General features: G+C 76.1%; 18 protein-coding genes. 8 read left to right on the top strand and 10 right to left on the bottom strand.

Translation table 11 applies throughout. The features are described from left to right. Nucleotides 1-9: 9 nt before the first annotated feature. The gene (locus tag I598_RS11125) at nt 10-1,353 is read left to right on the top strand and encodes a sensor histidine kinase (protein WP_083973198.1); all 1,344 of its coding nucleotides are present in this window, start codon (nt 10-12) and stop codon (nt 1,351-1,353) included. After that, a complete protein-coding gene (locus I598_RS11120) occupies nt 1,350-2,333 on the top strand; it encodes a TAXI family TRAP transporter solute-binding subunit (RefSeq protein WP_068203017.1) in 984 nt (327 codons plus the stop codon). Before I598_RS11125 ends, I598_RS11120 begins: the two co-directional genes overlap by 4 nt. A gap of 4 nt (nt 2,334-2,337) precedes the next feature. Here the strand turns inward: I598_RS11120 and galE are convergent, their stop codons facing one another. Beyond that, nucleotides 2,338-3,429, bottom strand: coding sequence for a UDP-glucose 4-epimerase GalE (gene galE / locus I598_RS11115; RefSeq protein WP_068203016.1), 1,092 nt, complete (start codon nt 3,427-3,429; stop codon nt 2,338-2,340). Between the two features lie 135 nt (nt 3,430-3,564). Between galE and I598_RS11110 the strand changes: the two genes are divergently transcribed. Beyond that, entirely contained in the window at nt 3,565-3,990 is a 426-nt protein-coding gene (locus I598_RS11110) for a phage holin family protein (protein ID WP_068203015.1), read from the top strand. A gap of 58 nt (nt 3,991-4,048) precedes the next feature. On the opposite strand, the gene I598_RS11105 is transcribed toward I598_RS11110, so the two are convergent. The 4 genes from I598_RS11105 to I598_RS11090 all read right to left on the bottom strand — a co-directional run bounded on the left by I598_RS11105 (nt 4,049) and on the right by I598_RS11090 (nt 7,937). Continuing rightward, nucleotides 4,049-4,966 (bottom strand): cation diffusion facilitator family transporter, encoded by a 918-nt coding sequence (locus I598_RS11105; protein WP_068203014.1) that lies wholly within the window; start codon nt 4,964-4,966, stop codon nt 4,049-4,051. Then, nucleotides 4,963-5,637, bottom strand: a complete 675-nt coding sequence (locus I598_RS11100) for an RNA polymerase sigma factor (RefSeq protein WP_068203013.1) — start codon at nt 5,635-5,637, stop codon at nt 4,963-4,965. The genes I598_RS11105 and I598_RS11100 overlap by 4 nt, the downstream gene beginning before the upstream one ends. A gap of 63 nt (nt 5,638-5,700) precedes the next feature. Beyond that, the gene (locus I598_RS11095; protein ID WP_068203012.1) at nt 5,701-6,540 is read right to left on the bottom strand and encodes a hypothetical protein; all 840 of its coding nucleotides are present in this window, start codon (nt 6,538-6,540) and stop codon (nt 5,701-5,703) included. 119 nt (nt 6,541-6,659) lie between these two features. Beyond that, nucleotides 6,660-7,937, bottom strand: coding sequence for a sensor histidine kinase (locus tag I598_RS11090; RefSeq protein WP_068203011.1), 1,278 nt, complete (start codon nt 7,935-7,937; stop codon nt 6,660-6,662). Between the two features lie 56 nt (nt 7,938-7,993). Between I598_RS11090 and I598_RS11085 the strand changes: the two genes are divergently transcribed. Next, nucleotides 7,994-8,476: a nitroreductase family deazaflavin-dependent oxidoreductase gene (locus I598_RS11085; RefSeq protein ID WP_068203010.1), complete on the top strand. Its 483-nt coding sequence runs from the start codon at nt 7,994-7,996 to the stop codon at nt 8,474-8,476. Here I598_RS11085 and I598_RS11080 read toward each other — a convergent pair. Genes I598_RS11080 through I598_RS11070 form a run of 3 tightly spaced genes read right to left on the bottom strand, consistent with a single transcriptional unit; the run spans nt 8,442 to nt 11,832 of the window. Continuing rightward, nucleotides 8,442-9,347: a hypothetical protein gene (locus I598_RS11080; protein WP_068203009.1), complete on the bottom strand. Its 906-nt coding sequence runs from the start codon at nt 9,345-9,347 to the stop codon at nt 8,442-8,444. The two genes, I598_RS11085 and I598_RS11080, sit on opposite strands and share 35 nt — an antisense overlap. Beyond that, complete coding sequence (locus tag I598_RS11075) at nt 9,344-11,464, bottom strand: hypothetical protein (protein WP_068203008.1); 2,121 nt, start codon at nt 11,462-11,464, stop codon at nt 9,344-9,346. Before I598_RS11075 ends, I598_RS11080 begins: the two co-directional genes overlap by 4 nt. After that, on the bottom strand, nt 11,461-11,832 hold the full coding sequence (locus I598_RS11070) for a hypothetical protein (RefSeq protein ID WP_157557215.1): 372 nt from the start codon (nt 11,830-11,832) through the stop codon (nt 11,461-11,463). The genes I598_RS11075 and I598_RS11070 overlap by 4 nt, the downstream gene beginning before the upstream one ends. Before the next feature lie 143 nt (nt 11,833-11,975). Here I598_RS11070 and I598_RS11065 point away from each other — a divergent pair, with 143 nt between their 5' ends. The 3 genes from I598_RS11065 (at nt 11,976) to I598_RS11055 (ending at nt 14,372) form a co-directional block, all read left to right on the top strand. Further along, on the top strand, nt 11,976-12,455 hold the full coding sequence (locus I598_RS11065; RefSeq protein WP_157557214.1) for a hypothetical protein: 480 nt from the start codon (nt 11,976-11,978) through the stop codon (nt 12,453-12,455). A gap of 33 nt (nt 12,456-12,488) precedes the next feature. Next, on the top strand, nt 12,489-13,367 hold the full coding sequence (locus tag I598_RS11060; protein WP_068203005.1) for an alpha/beta fold hydrolase: 879 nt from the start codon (nt 12,489-12,491) through the stop codon (nt 13,365-13,367). Nucleotides 13,368-13,463: 96 nt separating this feature from the next. Continuing rightward, nucleotides 13,464-14,372 (top strand): ribokinase, encoded by a 909-nt coding sequence (locus I598_RS11055; protein WP_068203004.1) that lies wholly within the window; start codon nt 13,464-13,466, stop codon nt 14,370-14,372. 24 nt (nt 14,373-14,396) lie between these two features. Here the strand turns inward: I598_RS11055 and I598_RS11050 are convergent, their stop codons facing one another. Next, complete coding sequence (locus tag I598_RS11050; protein WP_068203003.1) at nt 14,397-15,056, bottom strand: PepSY domain-containing protein; 660 nt, start codon at nt 15,054-15,056, stop codon at nt 14,397-14,399. 181 nt (nt 15,057-15,237) lie between these two features. On the opposite strand from I598_RS11050, the gene I598_RS11045 reads away from it, so the two are divergent. Continuing rightward, on the top strand, nt 15,238-15,705 hold the full coding sequence (locus I598_RS11045) for a ribonuclease FAU-1 family protein (RefSeq protein ID WP_068203002.1): 468 nt from the start codon (nt 15,238-15,240) through the stop codon (nt 15,703-15,705). Between the two features lie 45 nt (nt 15,706-15,750). Here I598_RS11045 and I598_RS11040 read toward each other — a convergent pair whose 3' ends face one another. Next, entirely contained in the window at nt 15,751-17,748 is a 1,998-nt protein-coding gene (locus I598_RS11040; protein WP_068203001.1) for a CDP-glycerol glycerophosphotransferase family protein, read from the bottom strand. Nucleotides 17,749-17,783: the final 35 nt, after the last annotated feature.

Genomic DNA, 17,783 nt, shown 5'->3' with positions numbered 1-17,783 from the left:
GCTCGCCTGATGGCACTGATCTACGTGCCGATCGCTCTCATCCTGCTGCTGCTCGGCATGTTCTACGTCGTCAGCATCACGCGGGCGCACCACCAGGAGGTCTTCCTGGACCGGCTGCGCGACGCGTCGTACCTGAGCATCACCGCGCGGCAGTCGATCCTCGCCGACGACCCGACCCTCGTCCAGGTCGACCTCGACCGGTACCACGAGCTGTACGGGGTGCGCGCGGCCGTCGTCGACCAGGCGGGCAACCCGGTCGCCGCGGCCGGGCTCGACGTCACGCAGGTCCCCGAGCGCGCCGCCGCGCTCGCCGGGCGCCGCGCCGAGCTCCACGACGACGTGTGGCCGTGGGACACCGAGGAGATCGTCGTGGCCGAGCCGGTGTTCGACGGCGGCGACGTCGTCGGGGCGCTCGTCACGTCGTCCGACACCGCGCAGGTGCGCCGCGGCATCTGGTACTCGTGGGCGATCCTCATCGCGGGCGGCGTCGTGACGGCCCTGGTGGCGCTGCTGGTCGCCGACCGGACGGCCGGCTGGGTGCTGCGCCCCGTGCGCGCCGTCGACCGCGCCATGGAGCAGATGGGCAGCGGTCGGCTCGACGAGCGCATCCCGCTGTCGACGGGACCGCCCGAGCTGCGTCAGGTCGTCGGACGGTTCAACGAGATGGCCGAACGGGTCGAGCAGCTGATGCGCCGTCAGCAGGAGTTCGTCGCCAACGCGTCCCACGAGCTGCGCAACCCGCTCAACGCGCTCATGCTCCGCATCGAGGCGCTCGCGCTGAGCGTGCCCCAGGACGACAGCGCGGAGGTCGAGCACGTGCGCGCCGAGGCGGAACGCATGGCCCAGATCCTCGACGCGCTGCTGCTGCTCGCCGAGGGCTCCACGATGGGGGCCGTGCAGCCGGTGGACGTCGTCGACCTGGTGGCGGGGCACGCCGACGGCTGGCGCCTCCTGGACCCCGACCGGGAGTTCGCCGTCGACGCGGCCGAGGACGTGCTGTGGGGGGCGGTCGACCCGACCGCGCTCGGTTCCGCGCTCGACACCATCGTCGACAACGCGCTGAAGTTCTCGCCCGCCTCGAGCCGCGTCGAGGTCGGGGTGCGCCGCGACGGCACGATGGTCGAGATCACCGTGCGCGACCACGGCCCCGGGGTCCCCGCCGACCAGCTCGACCGGCTCACCGACCGGTTCTGGCGCAGCCCCGGGCACAGCGCCGTGCGCGGTTCGGGCCTCGGGCTCGCCATCGCGTCCGAGCTGCTCGCCTCCGCCGGCGGCGGGCTGCGGCTCGAGCTGCCCGCCGGGGGCGGGCTGCGTGCCCACCTGCTCGTGCCGTCCTGGGAGGACCCCGCATGACGACCCCGACCGGACGCCACGTCCGACGTGCCGTGGCCGCCTGCGCGTCGCTCGCGCTCACGGCCGCCGCCCTGGCCGGCTGCTCGGGCGGCCAGGACTCGTGGGCCGCCGACCTCCCGGACGAGCTGACCATCGCCACGGGCGGCACCACCGGCATCTACTACGGCTACGGCCAGGCGCTCGCGGAGGTCCTGGAGGACCGGTACGGGATCGACGTCGAGGTCCTCGAGACGGGCGGGTCGGTCGACAACCTGCACCTGCTCGACGACGGCGCCGCCGACGTCGCGTTCACCGCGGCGGACGCGCTGGAGGACGCCGTGGCGGGCCGCGGGGACTTCGACGCACCGGTCGACGTGCAGGCCCTCGCCCGCGTCTACGACGACTTCGGGCACCTCGTGGTGCCAGCCGGCTCCGACGTCGAGGAGATCGCCGACCTGCGCGGGCTGCGGGTGTCCACCGGCGCGCCGCGCTCCGGCACCGCGCTCATCACCGAGCGGGTCCTCGCGGCGTCGGGTGTCGACGCCGCCGACCTCCAGGTCTCCGAGCTGGGGATCACCGAGTCGATCGACGCGCTGCGCGCCGGGACGATCGACGCGTTCTTCTGGTCGGGCGGCCTGCGCACGCCCGGCCTCGTCGAGCTGTCGCAGGAGGTGCCGCTGCGTCTCGTCCCGCTGGAGGGCGTCGTCGACCAGCTGCGCGTGCAGCACGGTGACGGCTACCGCCACGGCGTCGTGCCCGAGGGCGTGTACGGGTCCGCGGCGGACGTCGAGACGCTCGCCGTGCCGAACGTGCTGGTGGTGCCCGGCGGCATGTCCGAGGACGCCGCGTACGGGCTGGTCGCGACCCTGTTCGCCCACCGCGCGACCCTGGCCGGGCAGGTGCCGTCGGCGGCGCTGCTCGACCGTACCCGCTCCGTCTACACCACCCCGGTGGACCTCCACGCGGGAGCGCTGCGCTACTACCGCGACACGAAGGTCTGACGCCTCACGACGGGGCGAGCGAGGACAGCACGCGCAGCCGGTGGCCGACGCCCCCGCGCCACGGCGGCTCCGGCACCAGCGTTTCCGGGTACCCGTCCGGGTTGTCCTGCGCCCACCGCCAGTGGTCGCGGCAGACGTCGGCCAGCCCGCGGCGGGGCGTCCAGCCGAGGTCCGCGACGGTCCCGTCGACGTCGGCGACGACGCTGTCCCGCACCCGGTCGGCGGGCTCGACGACCCGGTGGGGCACGGTGCGGCCCGTCACCTCCTCGAAGGTGCGGAGCACGTCGAGCACGCTGCTGCCCCGGCCGGTGCCGACGTTCCAGGTGCGGACCCCTGGCGAGCCGTCCAGGGCGCCGAGCGCGGCGACGTAGGCGTCGGCGACGTCGGCCACGTGGACGACGTCCCGCACGGGCGTGCCGTCGTGCGTCGCCCGGCCCGCCCCGGGCACCTCGAGCACCTCCCGGCGTCCGGTCGCGACCTGCGTCAGCCGGGGCAGCAGCGACGTCGTCGACCGGGCGGCCGCCTGACCGAGGCGGCCCGACGGGTGGGCGCCCCCCGTCGCGAAGCGGCGCAGGACGGCGGCGCGCAGCCCGGCACCGCTCTCCACGAGGTCGTGGAGCAGGTGCTCGTTGCCGAGCAGGCTGCGGCCCAGCGGGGTGCGGGGCACCCGCACGGAGTCGACCCCCAGGGTGCCGTCACCTCGTGCGGGACCGTAGACGTCGGCGGTGGACGACAGGACGAACCGCGTCACCCCGTACCAGGCCATGCAGCGCAGCAGGGTGAACGTGGTCGCCTGGTTGGTCTCGTAGAGGTCGAGCACCCGGCTCGGGGCCGTCCCGGACCGGTGCAGGCCGGCGAGGTGCACCACCGCGTCGAAGGGGGTGCCGGCGAAGATCCGTTCGGTGGTGTCGATGTCCGCGACGTCCGCGGCGTGGACCGTGACCTGCCGCCCCGCGAGCTGCTCGGCCCGGTGGATCGCTGCCGGGGAGCCGCGCGTGAAGTCCTCGACGACGTGCACGTCGTGGCCGGCCGCCAGCATGGCCAGCACGACGTGCGACCCCACGTAGCCGGCCCCGCCCGTGACCAGGACCTGCACGACACACCCCCCGGTCGACTCTGCGCCTCTGCTCGGGGTGCCATGCTCGCGACGGTGCACGGTCACGGGCACGGGAGTTGAGGTTCTCCAGAGGATGGCGCGCGGCAAAAGGTGAGGTGTGTCACCCTTCGATGCATGATCCGACTTCTGGCACGCACCGCGATCTTCCTCCTCGCGGCAGCGATCGGCATGGTGCTCACCGACATCCTGTTCAACGCCTTCGGCTGGGAGACCTTCGACATCGACTGGGGGAACCCGCTGGCGTTCGTGCTCGTCGTGGTGATCTTCGCGCTCGGCCAGGCGATCCTGTCGCCGTTCTTCGCGCAGATCGCCCGCCGCAACGCGCCGGCTCTGCTCGGCGCGGTGGGCCTGATCACCACCTACGCGGCGCTGCTCGTCGCAGAGCTGGTGGCCTCGGACGGCCTGGCGATCGACGGCTGGCAGGGCTGGATCCTCGGCCCCGTCATCGTCTGGCTCGTCACGATGCTGGCCACGTTCCTGCTCCCGGCGGTCATGCTGAAGAACGCCCTGCAGGGCGACCGCAGGGCCGACGACGCCTGACGTCGGCGCGCCCGCCGTCGCCGAGCACGTCGTGGACCGGGTGCTCGCGGACTGACGGTCAGGCGTGCGTCGGGTGCTCGTGCCCGGGGTGCGTCTCGGGCTCCACCTGGAACGTCGTGTGCTCCACGCCGAAGTGCTCGGCGACGCACTCCTGGAGCTCGTCGAGGATGCGTCCGGCGTGACCGTCGGTGAAGCAGCCCGACTCGACGACGACGTGCGCGGAGAGCTGCGGCAGGCCCGTCGCGATGAGGGACGCGTGCACGTCGTGGATCTCGCGCACGTGCTGGACCCGCAGCAGGTGCGCGCGCACGTCGTCGAGGTCGAGACCGGGAGGCGTCGACTCCAGCAGGACGGCCGCGGCGTCGCGCAGCAGCCGCAGGGCGCGCGGCAGGATGAGCGCGCCGATGAGGAGCGCGGCGATCGTGTCGGCGCCCTGGAAGCCCGTGGTGAGGACGACGACCGCCGCCACCACGACCGCCACCGACCCGAGCGCGTCGTTGAGCACCTCGAGGAACGCGGCGCGCAGGTTGAGGCTCGCGTCCCGGCGCGAGGCCAGGACGGCCAGCGCGGCGAGGTTGCCGACGAGCCCGACGGCGCCGAACACGAGGAGCTCGACGCCGGGGATCTCCGGGGGCGTGCTGAGGCGTCGCACGGCCTCGACCAGCACGAACACCCCGACGCCCAGCAGGAGCGCCGCCTGGGCGAGCGCCGCCAGGACCTCGGCGCGGCGCAGTCCCCACGTGCGGCGCGGCGTCGGGGGGCGCAGCGACAGGTGCGCCGCCGAGAGCGCGAGCGCCAGCCCGGACGCGTCGACCAGCAGGTGCGCCGTGTCGACGAGCAGCGCCAGGCTGCCCGTGACCAGCGAGCCGACGAGCTGGGCGACGACGACGGTCAGCGTGATGCCGAGCGCGACGGCGAGGCGGCCGCGGTGGGCTCCGCCGGTCGGCGCGTGGTCGTGCGCGTGACCGTGGCTCATCGGGTGCCGTCGGTGCCGGGTCCTGCGTCCATGGGACCAGCGTCGCAGGTCGGCGGGTCCGGCGGGGTGGACGTCCGGTCGGCGTCGGTGCCGGCGTCGGCGGGTCCGGCGGGACGACCACGGGGCGTTGGCCCCAGGTGCCGTCGGAGCACGATCCTCACGCGGTGCAGGCGCGACTTCACCGTCCCGAGCGGGAGCCGGAGCCGGGCCGCGACCTGGGAGGTCGTGAGGTCCTCCATCAGGGCGAGGCGGGCGACGTCCGCGTCGCCGGGCCGCAGGCGGGTCAGGGCTTCGGCGAGCGCCAGGTGCCCGGCCACGCCGTCGGCGTGGTCGGCCTCGACCAGGTCGCCGGCGTCGAGCGTCGCGAGGCGTGCCGCGAGGCGGCGCCGGCGCAGGCAGCGCCGCCGCTCGTTGGCGCACAGCCGGACGGCCACCGCGCGGAGCCACGGCCAGAGCGCCGCGTCCACCACGACCGCGGACCGGCGGCGCCACGCCGTGTGGAGGACGTCGGCCGCGACGGCGGGGACGTCGGCCCCCGCGACGTCCGCGAGCATCCCGGCGACGGCCTGCAGCACCCGCGGGTGGTACCGGGCGAACAGCGTCGCGAAGGCGGCCTCGTCGTCGGCCCGGACGCGCAGCCAGAGCGCGGCGTCGTCGAGGTCGGGGTGCACGACGGTCCTTCCCGGCAAGCCCCCTGGCCGTGCGGTGCGGCCTGCGTACAGCGTGCCCGCAGGTCAGGGGCCGCGCAAGAGGTCCCTGACGGGGCCGGCGGGCTCGCGGGCAGGTGCCAGCCGGACCGTCGACCGGGCCGCCACCGTGCGACGCGCGAGCACCGAGACCTCGACCGCGTCCTGCGCCGCGTGCGCGAGCAGGTCGGGGGGCGGGGCGCAGTCGACGAACCGGTCCAGGGACAGCGAGACGCCCGTGACGTCCCGTCCGGGCCGGAGCACCTGGGCGGCGCGCAGGGCGCCCGCGGCCAGCGCGAGGGCCGAGATCCGGTCCGACCGGGCGCTCATCAGCGGGTCCGCGGCGTCCCATCCGACCTGCGCGAGCAGCCGGTCGCCCCGGCGCCGCACGTCCAGGAGGTGCTCCACGTCGTGGCGCGGCGGGGCGGCAGGCGTGTCGCGCCGCAGGAGGGTGTAGGTCGTCGGGTCGAGGCAGCGCGCCGCTCCGCCGCCGTGCGCCACCTCCTGCGACCCGACACGGAGGACCATCGACGCGTCGAAGGCCCGGACCGTGCCGCGGCGCTCCTGGAGGTCGTGCACGTGCACGAACGCGCTCGCCCCGATCGAACCGGCCGGGGGCAGGCGCAGGGGCCGTCCGGTCCGGTGGAAGTCCATGCGGCTCACCACCAGCTCGTGGTCGCCGGGGACGCCCAGGCAGCGGTTCGCGACGAGCTGGCCGAGCCGTCGCACCAGGTCGAGGCCGTGCAGCACCGGCAGTCCCGCCTCCCGCGGCAGGTGCGCCATCGCCGGGACCCGGACGGCGACGCGCCACGTGTCCGTCCCCGTGGCCGTCACCCCGCCCAGCTCGACGTGACCCTGCTGGTCCGTGCCGCCGCTCGTCGTCGTCACCGCGCCTCCCTCACCGCACCGTGGCCACGAACCCGTGCCCGCTGTCTGAGGATGTCCGGCGGGCGCCCGCAGGGTTCACGCCCGCGGCACCGCGGCCTGCGGTGCCGCGGCCCGCGGTGCTACGGCGTGGCCGCCACGGAGGTGGGGCGCGGGGCTTCCCGGAGCCGTGCCGGGAGGTCGGCGACGACGGTCAGCCCACCGGCGGGCACGTCGCGGACGGTGAGGCTGCCGCCGAGGGCCAGCGCCCGCTCGCGCACCGCGACCATTCCCGGGTCGGCGCCGGCGCGGTCGGCAGCCGCGCCACGTCCGTCGTCGGACACCGTGATGCGCAGCCGTCCGTCGCTGGTGGTGAGCCGCACCACCGCCCGCCGTGCCGCGCCGTGCCGCACCACGGTCGCCAGGGCCTCCTGCACGATCCGGTACGCCGCCGCGTCGACGCTCGCGTCGATGCTCGCCGCCGGCACCTCGACCCGTGTCACGACGTCCACCCCCGCAGCCCGGACCGGCTCCACCAGGGACGACAGGCCGGCCGGTCCCGTCGCCGCGGGGAGCACGCCGCGGGACCCCGCCGTCGGGCCGGTGCCGGGGTCCGTGCCGGCGCGCAGCACCAGGGTCGTCGCCCGCAGCTCGTGCAGCGTGACGGAGGTGGCCTCCGTGACGTGCCGCAGCGCGGTCCGCGCCGCGTCGTCGTCCCGGCCGACGGCGGCGCTCGCCACGCCGGAGTGCAGCGCCACCATCGAGAGGTGGTGGGCGACGACGTCGTGCAGGTCGTGCGCGATCCGCAGGTGCTCACGGTGCCGGGACCCGCCCTCCTGAGGGACCGCGGGCCCAGGTTCCGCCGCCTCGGTGGCGAGGGCGCGGAGCCGGCCCCGCAGGTGCGTCGCGACGCCCACGGCGACCGCCGCGACGACCAGTGCCGTGTCGAGCACGGCGGCCGCCGGGACCGGCAGCGCCATGGCGGCTCCCTCGGCGTCGAGGACCGCACGGTCGACGGTCAGGGCGAGCACCACCAGCGTGCCGGTCCCGGCGGCCGCCCGTGCACGGCCGCCCGCGGCCGCGGCCGCCAGCGCGGTGACCGTCGGCAGGGCGCTCGCTGCCGCGGGCACGTCGGCGACGGCTGCGGCGACCGTGACGACGGCGGTGAGGGCGAGCATCGTCGACGGCGCGCGGCGCCGCAGGAGGACGAGGGCACCCACCACGACGGCGACCAGGGCCGATGCCGCCGCCCGGGCCGGGTCCCCGCCGTCTGCCGTCCCTCCCGGGACGAGCACGCCGGCGACCGTCACGCCCGCCGTCGTGGCGACCGCCAGGACGACGTCCGACCGCCGCCGGGACGTCCTCGACGCCGCGGCCGGGCCGCGGGGATCCGGGTCGTCCGAGGGGGCCTGCGCTGGCACGCCGTCATCGTAGGACCGACCGTCGAGCCCCGCCGGACCGGCGCTAGCCTGGAACCATGACCCTCGTCTCGCGGCTGCTGCACGTCCGGGGGCTCGTCCGTGCGCCGATCGCGCTGTACCGCGCGGGCCTCGGCGCGCTGATGGGCGAGGAGCTGCTGCTGCTCGAGCACCGGGGGCGTCGCAGCGGTGAGCTGCGCGCCGTGGTGCTCGAGGTCGCCGAGCGGCCCGACGACGACCGGTTCGTCGTCGTCTCCGGCCTGGGGCCCCGGTCGCAGTGGGTCCGCAACGTCGCGGCCGAGCCGCGCGTGCTGGTGTCCTTCGGCCGCCGGCGCGGGGCGCGCGCCCACGCCCGGCGGCTCGACCCCGACGAGACCGTCGCCCTGCTGCAGCGGTACGCCGCCGCGCACCCGAGCAGGTGGCGGACCTTCGAGCCGGTCGTCGCGGAGTGGGCCGTGCCGCTCGCCGCCGCCCAGGGCGAGGTGGACTGGCGCCGCGTCGTGCCCGTCATCGAGCTTCGCCTCCTGCCCCCGGCCGGCTGACGGCGGCCTCCGTCAGGTCCTCGGCCGCCGGCGCCGGCGGGTCGGCCCGCACCTTGGCCGCGAGCACGTCCAGCAGGTGCGGGGCGCTGACCTCGTCGGGGACGTCCGCGCCGACGGGCGACAGCGTCGCGACCGCCACCAGGACGTCGTCGACCCAGGTCGCCGCTACCGTCACGCGGCGGGGCTCGATCCACGACGGCACCGCCTCGACACCCGTGACCACCAGGCGGTGGGCGCCCTGCGCCGGGCGGGGGCACGCGTCGCGCGACGGGCAGGTCGTGGACACCTCGGGGTCGACGAGCAGCGTCGGGTCGTCCGCGGGGACGGCCTCCCCTCCTCGCGCTGCGAGCTCACGCGCCTGGCGGACGTCGTCCCGCAGGTCCCCGACCAGGAGGTCCGGCGCCAGCGCGTGCCCGTCCGCGGCCGCCGACCCGATCACGAAGGTCTGGCTGAAGACCTCCACCGGCCCGGACCTGACCCCGTGGAGGGAGTCCTGCACGTCCGTCAGCGGAGCCCAGTAGCCGTCGTAGACGCCGGCCATCAGGTGGCGCAGCCCGGGGACGCGGTACGGCACAGGGGCCTCGACGTGCTCGTACCAGGGGCCGACGTCGCCGAGCCAGTCGTCCTGCACGGGGACCACCGCGCCCTGCGGCACGTCGGCGACGGTGATCGTCCAGGATTCGGTGCGCCAGGCCCGGGCCGCGGCGGCGGCGCGTGCCGCCGCCTCCGCCCTCGCCTCGGCACGCGCCTGCGACCAGGCGGGCCCCCACGACAGGAGGGTGGCGATCAGCAGCGCCACGACGCTCAGGCTCGCCACCGGCACGACCACCTCCCCGCGGGCCAGGAGCGTCAGCGTGCGTCGTGCGTTCATGTGGTCTCTCCCAGGGTGCGTGCCAGATCTGATCCGAGGGCGTAGCCGTTCCCGAAGCTCTTCGTGGCGCCCTCGCCGCCCGGGGCGAGGGCCTCGTTGCGCCGCTCGGCGTCGTCCGGCGACGCTCCCGCCGCGACGTCGAGGTCGACCGCCGCCCGGTTGAGGGGTGCGGCGAACCGGTCGCGGAGCGTCGGCTCGGTGCGCAGGACCTCGCTCCGGGCGGCGTCGACGTGGTCGGGCACCAGCCCGGGCAGGGCAGCACCGGCAGCGGTCGCGGCGACGGACACACCGGCGGACGAGAAGGCGGTGGCCAGGCTGAGGCCGACCCCCGCGCCGGTCGCCGCCACCGACCCCAGCCCGGTGGCCTGCTCGGCGTCGGCGATGACCGGCGACTGGATCGACCCGCTCACGAACCCGACGTCGTCGAGGGTGTCGAGGAAGAGCCGCTCGCGCGCGTCGGGTCCGAGGTCGCGCTCGGTGGCCACCGTGACCGTGGCCTCCACGTGGTCGTCGAGGGCGGACAGCCACCGACCGGCGTCCGCCGGGGTGGCCGACGTCGCCGTGATGACCTCCCGCAGGGCGAACGGGTCGAGGCGGGGCTGCGCCGTCGACCAGGGGATCGAGGTTCCCTCCACGCGGCCCCTGTCGCCGAGGTCGGTCAGGAGGAGGCCCGGACCGGGTCGAGGATCGCCGTCCTGCTGGAGGTGGACGTTCTCGTCGACGGACTCCAGGTACGGCCGGTAGACGTCGACGACGTTGCCCACGGCGCTGCCGCCGACCGGCGCGTTCACGGACAGCAACCCGCGGTAGCCGTGGACGACCTTCGTCACCACCGAGACGACCAGCGCCGTGCGCTGCTGCGTCGGGACGTCCGCCCGCGACCCGACGGCGACGGCCGCCGCGAGCATGCCCGTCACGGCAACGCCGCCGTCGGGCCAGCCGTCCGGCGGTGTCGCGCCGAACCAGACGTGGAGGCGCTCGCGGAGGTCGTCGGGATCGACCGGGGCGAGGTGGTCGAGCGCGGCCCGCGGGTGCGCGGACAGCCCGTCCGCGACCGCGACGACGAGCGGCGCGAGGTCGGTCGCCTCGACGTCGTCCTGGCCGGTGGCCCGGTGCCGCTCCACGACCGCGTCGGCGGCGCCCGTCCACACCGCGGCGGGCAGTCGCGCCGCGCCCAGCAGGTCGCCGAGCCGGGCGGCGCGGTCCGCCGTGGCGGTGCCCACGCCGACTCCCCGGACGAGCCGGTCGCCGAGGTCGCGCTGCTCGTCCCGCGCGGCGCTCGCCGCCCACACGCCGAGGCCGCCGGAGAGGGCGGTCACGGCGCCGGGCGGCGGGTCGGTGCCGAGCACGGCCAGCAGGGACGCCGGGTCCACCGCGTCCCAGAACGCCGTCCACAGGGCCGGGTCGCCGTCGGCGGCCGTCATCGCGGCGAACAGGTCGGTGCGGGCGGCGTCGCGCGCGCGCCGGTCGCCGCCCAGGGCGACCGGGACCCGGGCGGCGAGGTCGGTGCCGCGGGCCCACGCCGTCGCGTGGTCGGCGGCCCCGACGCCGTGCCGGGCGGACACCGCGACCGCGCGGGCGTCGGCGAGGCCGTCCAGCAGGGGAGCGGCCTGCCGGGACGCGGAGTCCTTCGCGTCCCGGGCGTCCCGCCACGCACGCTCCGCCGCGGCCACGTCCTCGCGGGCCTGCACGGCCCGCACGCGGGCGTCCCACGCGTCTCGCGCGGCGTCCGGGAGGGGAACGAGCGGGTCGGCCCGGAGGGCGAGGACCTCGTCCGCCTCGGCGCGTGCCAGCCGGGCGAGCGCGTCGTCGCGGGCGGTCAGTGCGCGCGCGGCCGCGTCCTGCTCGCTCGTGAGCCCGGTGGCGCGCTGCGCCAGCACGCCCGCGACGGTGCGCAGGACGTCGGCGCACAGGACGACGTCGAGGGTGAGACGGGCGAGCAGCTCCCGGGCGGCGTCGACCGCGCCCGAGCGGTGCCCGCGGAGCGCGCCGGCGACGCGGGCGAGGTCGTCGCGGACACCGTGCAGCGCGCCCGCCGCCCGGGTCGCGGCCCCCGCGAGCTCTGCCAGCCCGGCGGGGGATCCGGTCAGGGGAGCCAGGTCGAGGTCCGTCGTCACAGCGCGGTCGCCGTCGTCGGGGCCCCGCCCGGGGTGACGCCGGGAGCCGGGCCGCCCGGGCCTGCGGGTCCCTCCCCGAGGAGGAGCCGGGCCAGCCCGGTCAGGGTGACCCGCTCGGCGTCCGCGTACCGGTCGGCGGCACCGCGCAGGGCGTCGGCCTGGGACGCCAGGGCCTCGACCAGCGCGCCGTGCCGGGCCGACCAGCCCGCACCGAGGTCGTGGATCGCGCCGTCGAGCAGCGGATGCCCTCCGGGCCGGTCGCCCCGCGGCTCGAGGTGCTCGCGCGCGGCCGCCAGATGGTCGGCGGCGCCGCGCAGCGCCAGCGCGGCGGCCGTCAGCTCGTCGGTGTCGAGGGCGAGTCGGGACATGGCGGGGACGCTAGCCGCGCGGGTCGCCGCCCCGCAGGCGTCGTCCACAGGCCTGTGGACGGACGTCGGGTGGCGCAGGACACCGTTGCGCCGGTGGAGAACCGTCGTGACAAAACCGCTCCGCGGGAGCATCCTCGGAGATGATGAGCGACACGACCACCCGACCCGAGCCCCGCACCTACCCGCAGCCCCCCACGAGCGAACCGGTGAGCGACGAGCTGCTGGTGGTCCACCTCAAGCACCGCGCCACCGAGTACTTCCGTCGGCCCGAGCTCGTCTCGCACCAGGTGGCCGACGGCATCCTGGCGATCACGCTCGCCGCGGTCGAGGGCAGGCCCCCGCGGACCCGCAACTTCCCCCTGGGCGAGGTCGCGGAGTTCGTCGTCGAGGCCGCCAGCACGGCCTACGAGGAGGCGTTCGACGCCTGGACGCAGTCGCGCTACGGGGTCGACGCCGAGACCTACCGGTCGATGAACGAGACGTCCACGGGTCTGACGATGGCCGAGAAGATGCGCCGCCAGATCGCCGAGGGCCTCGGCGTCGACCCCTCCTCCGTGCACTTCGGCGGGTCCTTCACCATCGAGGACGACGAGGACTGGGAGAGCTCGCCCGACGAGGAGTAGATGAGTTCCGGCGGTGGTCTCCGTCCACCCGACATGACCACCGACACCCGCACGCTGGACGTGCCCGGCGCCGTCCTCACCTACGACGTCCACACCCCGACCGAGGGCGGCACGCACCCGCCGCTGTTCGTCCTCGGCAGCCCGATGGAGGCCTCCGGCTTCGCCCAGCTCGTGGCGGAGCTCGGCGACCGCACCGTGCTCACCTACGACCCGCGCGGCACCGACCGCTCGACGCTGCTCGACGACGGTGACGTGACGGTGGAGCACCACGCCGCCGACCTGCACGCCGTCGCGCAGGCCGCCGGGCTCGGCCCGCTCGACGTCCTCGGGTCGTCCGGCGGCGCGGTGACCGCGCTCGCGTGGGCGACCGACCACCCCGACGAGGTGCGGACGTTCGTCGCGCACGAGCCGCCGCTGACCTCGATGCTGCCGGACCGCGACCTCGCCGTGCAGGCCCAGGCGGACATCGTGGAGACCTACCGCCGGTCGGGCTTCGGCCCGGCGATGGCGAAGTTCGTCCAGCTCGTCATGACGACCGAGCCGATCGACCAGGCGTACCTGGACCGGCCCGCGCCGGACCCGGCACAGTTCGGCATGCCCGCCGAGGACGACGGCCGCCGCGACGACCTGCTGCTCGGCAAGTCGCTGCTCACCATGCCGCTGTGGGAGCCCGACCTCGACCGGTTGCGCGCTCTGACGGCCGCCGGCGACCTGCGGGTGCTGCCCGCCGTGGGGGTCACGTCGCCCCCGGGCACCCTCGCGGCGCGGGGCGCCGCTGCGCTGGCCGCGGCGCTCGGCACGCCGCCGGCGGAGTTCCCCGGCGACCACGGCGGGTTCATGCGCAACGAGTGGTCGCCGGACAACGACCCGGCGGAGTTCGCCGCCCGCCTCCGGGAGGTCCTCGCCGCCTGAGCCGCCGCGCCGCACGTGGACGACGACGGTGCCCGAAACATTCGTGAGGGATCATGGTCCGGCCGTCCCCAGCCGTCACCGGAGGTCACCCGCGCCATGCCCTCGATCGTGGTCGTCGGATCCGTCAACGCCGACATCGTCACGCGCGTCGCCGCGCCGCCCCTGCCGGGGGAGACGGTGCTCGCCGACTCGATGGCGGTGCTGCCCGGCGGCAAGGGGGCCAACCAGGCGGTCGCGGCGGCGCGGCTCGGTGCGGACGTCTGGCTCGTGGGCGCCGTCGGGAACGGCCCCTTCGCGGAGACCGCCCTCCTCGGCCTGCGGGTGTCCGGGGTCCACCTGGACGCCGTCGCCGAGGTGGACGGCAGCTCCGGCGTCGCGCTCGTCACGGTCGCCGCGGACGGCGAGAACTCCATCGTCGTCGTCCCCGGCGCGAACTCCACCGTGGACGCCGACGTCGTCGCCCGGCACTCCCGGCTGCTCGCCGAGGCGGGCGTCGTGGTCGTCCAGGCGGAGATCCCCGTGTCCGGGATCGAGGCCGCCGCCCGCGCGGCGACCGGCCGCGTCCTGCTCAACCTCGCGCCGGTCGTCCCGCTCGACCCGGAGGTGCTCGCCCTCGCCGACCCGCTCGTCGTCAACGCGGGCGAGGCCCGCCGGCTGCTCGACGACGCCGGACGGCCCGTGCCCGACGCGCCGTTCGCCGTCGTCGAGGGCCTCCTGGAGCTCGGGCCGCGGTCCGTCGTGCTCACGATGGGCGCGGCGGGCGCCGTCGTCGCCGAGCCCGCCGCCGACGGCGGGGCGCCGGTCGTCGTGCCGTCGCCGCACGTCCGCGCCGTCGACACGACCGGGGCGGGCGACGCGTTCGTCGGGGCGCTGGCCTGGCGGCTGCTCGCCGGCGACACCCTCGCCGACGCCGCGCGCACCGCCGTGCGCGCGGGCGCCTACTCCGTCACCACGCACGGCGCGCAGCCGTCGTTCCCGACGGCCGACGACGTCCTGCCGGGCTGAGCGGCGCCCGCCGGGCCGCGGCGGTCAGTCCGTGGTGTCCTCGGTGACCTCGCCCGTCGCGGTGTCGACGTCGAACTCCTGCTCGGCGCCGCCGACCGTCACCGACACGCTCCAGCTGGCCGGGGCGTCCGCGTCGAGGTCCGCCTCGCGCAGCGTGCCCCCGGTCTGCGAGACCACCCGCTGGACCGCCTCCGGCAGCTGCACCGTCGCGTCGCCCAGCGCCGCGCGGTCCTCCGCGTCGAGGTCGTCGTCCCGGGTGCCCAGCACCTCCGTGCCCGTCGGGTCGACCGTCACCTCCACGCTCGCGCCGTCCACGGCGACGTCGACCTGCCAGCTACCCGCCTCCGTGTCGATCGCGTAGGGCGTGCCGTCGGCCTCGGCGGCGGCCAGCGCCACGGCCGCCAGCGCGCCCGTCGTGGGGTCGACGTCGGCGTCCCCGCCCGACCCCTCGGACGGCTCCGCGCTCGGCGACGCGGCGTCCTCGTCCGCCTCCGGCGAGGCGCTCGGGTCGTCGTCGGGCGCGGCCGACCCCGTCGCGGTGCCGGCGCTCTGCGACGGCGTGACGGCCGGCGAGCCCTCCGCCGTCGCGTCGTCGGACGGGGAGTCGTCGGTGCAGCCGGCCAGCGCGAGCGCCGCGACCAGCGTCAGGGCAGGCAGGGACCTCAGGTGACGTCGTCGGGTCATGCCCCCATCCTGCGATCCGGGGCCCGCCCCCGCCATCCCCGGCGCGGGCGTGTTCACCAGCCGTTCACCTGATCGGTGGCCGATGGTCATCGCCGCGGGGCTTCCGCGACAGTGACGGCGGTCACTATCGTCGTCACACCCGCGGCGGCGTCCGCCGCCGGCACGACGGAAAGGAGCGGGCATGACGCAGGTCGTCGTCGAGAAGCGCAAGCCGTGCGGCGCCGTCCGTACCCGCTGGACCGCCGTCGTGCTCGGCAGCGACGAGTGGGGCGACTGGTTCGCCGTGCCCGACGGTGCCCTGCTCCTGCCCGTCGCCGACCCGTGGGTCGCCTGGTTCCGGCACGACGGGCGGGTCCGCGTCGACGTCGCGACCGGCGTCGTCGCGGCCGCGCCGGTGAGCTGGTTCGTCGACCTCGACCTCGACGTCGAGCGGGACACCGACGGCACCGTGCACGCCCTCGACCTCGCCGACTTCGTGCAGCGCTCGCCGTCGTACCCGCGCGCCTGGGTCGACCTCGCCCGCGCGGCGTGGCAGGAGGCACAGGACGACGTCGCGACGCGTGCCGAGCCGTTCGGCGCGGCGTCCGACCTGTGGGTGCGACGCGCGGCCCGCGCCGTCCTGCCTGCGCCGGAGGCGATCCCCGCCTGACATCGTGACCGGTCCGGCACGGCTCGGCACGGCCCGGTCAGGTCGTCAGCGGTCCCGCGCCGGTCGCGCGCGGCGCACCGAACGGTAGGCCCGCCGGGAGCTGTTCCGGTCGTGCGCGGGGAAGAACCGCCGCGCCCGCTCGCGGTACTCGCCCTCCATGGGGAAGCCGGCCGCCGCGGACGCGACGACCGCGTCCGCCAGGGCCTCCTCGTCCGTGAACACGGGGCCCGGCAGCTCGGCGTCGAGGTCGAGGTGGCTCGACGTGCCGCGGAAGTACGCCTCCCGGTCGAACTGGAAGTAGAACACCGGCCGTTCCTGCAGGGCGAAGTCGAAGGCGACCGACGAGTAGTCGGTGACGAGCGCCGCGTGCTCGCGCATCAGGCCCTGGACGTCGCGCTCGCCCTGACGGAAGACGTCGTGCCCGAACGACTCGAGGACGTCCGCGAAGACCCGCATGTTCGGGTGCAGGATGACGGAGACCTGCTCCCCGTTCCCGGCGAGCGCGCGGATCCCGGGCCGGGTGAGGAAGCCGCGCCAGCGGGCGAGGAACTCGCTGTCGATGAACTGCTGCCGCGACGTGATGCGGCTGCGCCACGTCGGGATCACCAGGAGTCCGGCGGGCGGCGCCTCCGGCGGGGCGAGCAGGGTGTCGAAGCGGGGCAGCCCCGTCACCCGGACCTGCTCGGGAGCGAACCCGAGGTCCTCGACCACGATGGCGCGTTCGCGCGGGGAGCTGACGTGGAAGACGTCGGCCGCGAGCGTCGCCGTCCCGCCGCGGCCGTACGTCGAGGTGAGGTTCTTGGTGCCGAGGATGCCGTGCTGGAGCATGACGCGGGCCGCGGGCACGTGCCGGAGGTAGTCGGGGTCGGGCGTCGGGAGCAGGTACTCGGTGTGGTGGGTCCCGACGATCCGTGACGCGCACGTGGCGAGGACGACGTGCTTCGCCGAGCCCTTGACGACGACCCGCCCGAGGCGCTCGACGCGCTCACGGTCCGGTGCCGCCTCGTCGATCACGTAGTAGGCGAGGCGCAGGGGTCGCTTCCTGCGGATCCAGCGGAACAGGTGGTAACCGTTGTCCTGGGCCTTGTAGGGCACCTCGCCGACGATCCAGATGCCGAGCGTGCGGCGTGCGACCGCGACCCACCACGGGCGCCGCTTCATGCGCTCCAGGGCGGCGGCGGCGTCCGGGGCGAGCCGGACGACGTTCACCGTGAGGTTCCCCCCGAGGAACGTGAAGCGGGGGACGAGCTGGACCACCTGGTCGGCCAGCGGGAACGACGCGGTCGCCAGGGTCCCCTGGACCGCCATGCGCTCGTGCAGCTTGAGGCTCTGCACGTGGCCCGCGCTGTCGGTGAGGACGATCCGGGGGTCCAGGAGGGTGTCGGTGCTCGCCGCGCCGACGAGCTCGCGCAGGTCCAGGGAGCCCGCGAACCGGTGCACGACCGCACCGTGGAGACCTTCGGCCGCACCCGGGTCGAGCGTGACCGTCATCGGCGACGACGTCAGGACCTCGCTCTGCCGCCCCTGGGTGGTCAGGGCGACCGAGGCGAGCCGGCGGTCGAACGCGGTGACCGTGCCCTCGAACGACAGGACGCCGTCGCGGTGCTCGAGCCGGGTCCCGTCGACCGCGAACCGGCGCGGCGGCACCGTCTCCCCCAGCAGGAAGCCGAGGTTGCCGTGCACGTTGACCCGCAGCCGCAGGCTGGTCCCCGCCACGACCAGGTCGGACAGGGGGTCCTCCCGCACGGTGCGGGGGAACCGGCCGAGGCGCCGGGGCTCGACCTCCTGGTCCGGGCCGGCCTCGTCGCGGTACCAGAGGTCGACGACGGCGTCGTCCGGGTACCGCGCCACGAGGGCGGCGAGGTCGATCTCCGCCGTCCGGCCGTCGTCCGTCGGGCGGCACGGGGCCCAGTGGTCGACCGGTTCTCCGCGCAGGGCGGTCCCGACGGCGTCGACCGGGCGGCCCGGTCCGTGCTCGACGGTGAGCCGGAGCCGGTCCGGCAGGAGGCGCACGCGAAGCGTGCGCGGCGGGGCCTTCGACATGGGTCCTCCGAACGGATGGGCCCCGACACCCGATC

This window comes from Isoptericola dokdonensis DS-3 (assembly GCF_001636295.1).
GTDB lineage: Bacteria > Actinomycetota > Actinomycetes > Actinomycetales > Cellulomonadaceae > Isoptericola > Isoptericola dokdonensis.
This window is presented reverse-complemented; position numbering and strand designations above follow the sequence as displayed.